This window comes from Mesorhizobium sp. M7A.F.Ca.CA.003.01.2.1 (genome assembly GCF_003998945.1).
In the GTDB taxonomy this organism is placed as follows: domain Bacteria; phylum Pseudomonadota; class Alphaproteobacteria; order Rhizobiales; family Rhizobiaceae; genus Mesorhizobium; species Mesorhizobium ciceri.
Window position 1 is genome coordinate 1 of record NZ_RZRA01001055.1, and the last position, 1797, is coordinate 1797.

The window sequence follows — 1797 nt, forward strand, 5'->3', positions numbered from 1 at the left end:
GGGTGCATCGCCGGCACGTGCCGAGCGGGACAGCACCACCTTCCCGGCGCCCATGGCCATCTGGAAATCATGCGCGGCAAGGCCGATACGCCGCTCGGGCGGTTCGAGGTCGATGCCGGTCTTCATCAGCCGCGACATGAAGCGGTCGCTCTCTGGCTTGCGCGGCCATACGCCCTCGTTGAGCCCGCCGATGACCAGCGTGTCGACCGTCTGCAACCGGGCTTCCAGCGCGCCCCAGATGGCGATGTTCCGGTCGGTGCCTTGTGCCGGCTTGACCGTTTCAGGCGCGATCAGCGCCGCCATGATGTCGGGCCACTCGGTCGCCGCGAAGGACAGCGAAGCCGAAGCCGCGACCAGCCCGCGCAGCAGTTCGGCAAGCTTCTCGCCGGCGTCACCGGCATAGAGTTCGCCAAGGCCGCCGTCGGCGATGCGGCCGAGATTTTCGAGTGTCACGACACTGGCCCTGACAAGCGCGGCAAGGTCGGCGTCATCCCGGCCTCGGAAGGCTGCGAGCGGCGCCAGCGCCTGCTTGAGACGTTCGAGCAAATTCCGCGCAGTTTCGATAGAGCGCACGGTCAGCCGGGAAAACCAGAAGGGCTGCCGGCTGCCGCCGCCCAAGCCGGTGAGGCGGGCTTCGAACAGTTCCGGTAGCGAAACGATGTCGGGGCGGCCTGTGCCGCCGCGCAACGCCACCAGTTCGATCAGCTCCGCCGCGTGGCGCACATCGGCCCGTTCGAGGCCGAGGCCGAGCAGCGGATGCTTGAGCAGCGACAGCAGGCCAACCGGATCGCCTGGCCGGAACAGTGCCTCGAGCGCCAGCCTGAGCAGGCTGGCCGCCGGAGTGTTGGCGAGCGGTGTGCCACCGGAATCGTCGGCAACGACGCCGAAGCGCTGGAGCTCGATCGAGACGCGCCGCGCCAGCGCGCGGTCGCCGGTGACGAGAGCCGCCCTTTGGCCGGGCTGTTCGACCGCGCGCTTGAGCGCGACGGCGATGGCGACGGCCTCATCACGTTCGCTGGCGGCTTCGAGCAAGGTCACCTCGGCGAAGGCGCCGGCAATGTCGGACGCCGGGAAACCGGCACGTGTCTCGGCCCAGAGTTCGGTGGTTTCGGCCGGCCGCAGCGCTTCGCCGACAAGGGCAGCGCGAAGCGCACGTCGCGGTTCGGCCACGCCAATCTCCTCGACGTCGCCGCGCAATACGCCGATCTTGCCGATCAGCCTGGCCAAGCCATATTGCGGGTGGCCGAGTACGGCTGGACGCGCGCCAGGCGCGGCAATCGCCTGGAACGACGCTTCGTCCAGCGTCCGGTCGAGACCCGGCAGCACGATGGCGCCGCCGGGCAGGCGCGCGATCGCGGCAAGCAATTCGGCCGTCGCTGGTATCGAGCCGGTCGAGCCTGCGGCGATGACCGGGCCGGCGGGCGGATTGCGCTGCAGCCGCGCCGCCTCGGCGCGGATCAGCGCGCTGCGATGCGCGGCCGGATTGGAGCGGTCGCTTTCCGCGAGGAATTTCGGCCAGGCTTCGGTGACGATGCCGAGGAATTCGAGCGTCACCTGCCACCATCCGGCAAGATTGCCGGTCACCAGATCGGTGAGCTTGGCCCAGTCGGTGCCTTCCGTCTCGATCTCGTCCATCAGCCGGGCGAGATCGCGCGCCAGCCAGATCGCGTCGGCGGTGGAAGCCGGGATGACGATCTCCTCGGCGAAAAGGGCGGCGACATGCGCCGGCAGCCGGCGTTTCCAGGCGCGCACCAGCGGCGTCAGCAGCAACAGGCGTTCGGTTGCCGAAATCGGCGG

General features: G+C 69.4%; 1 protein-coding gene. It reads right to left on the reverse strand.

The window, feature by feature from the left end:
* The coding region (addB, locus tag EN969_RS29535; protein ID WP_127419650.1) for a double-strand break repair protein AddB at positions 1-1797 on the reverse strand (1797 nt) is incomplete at both ends.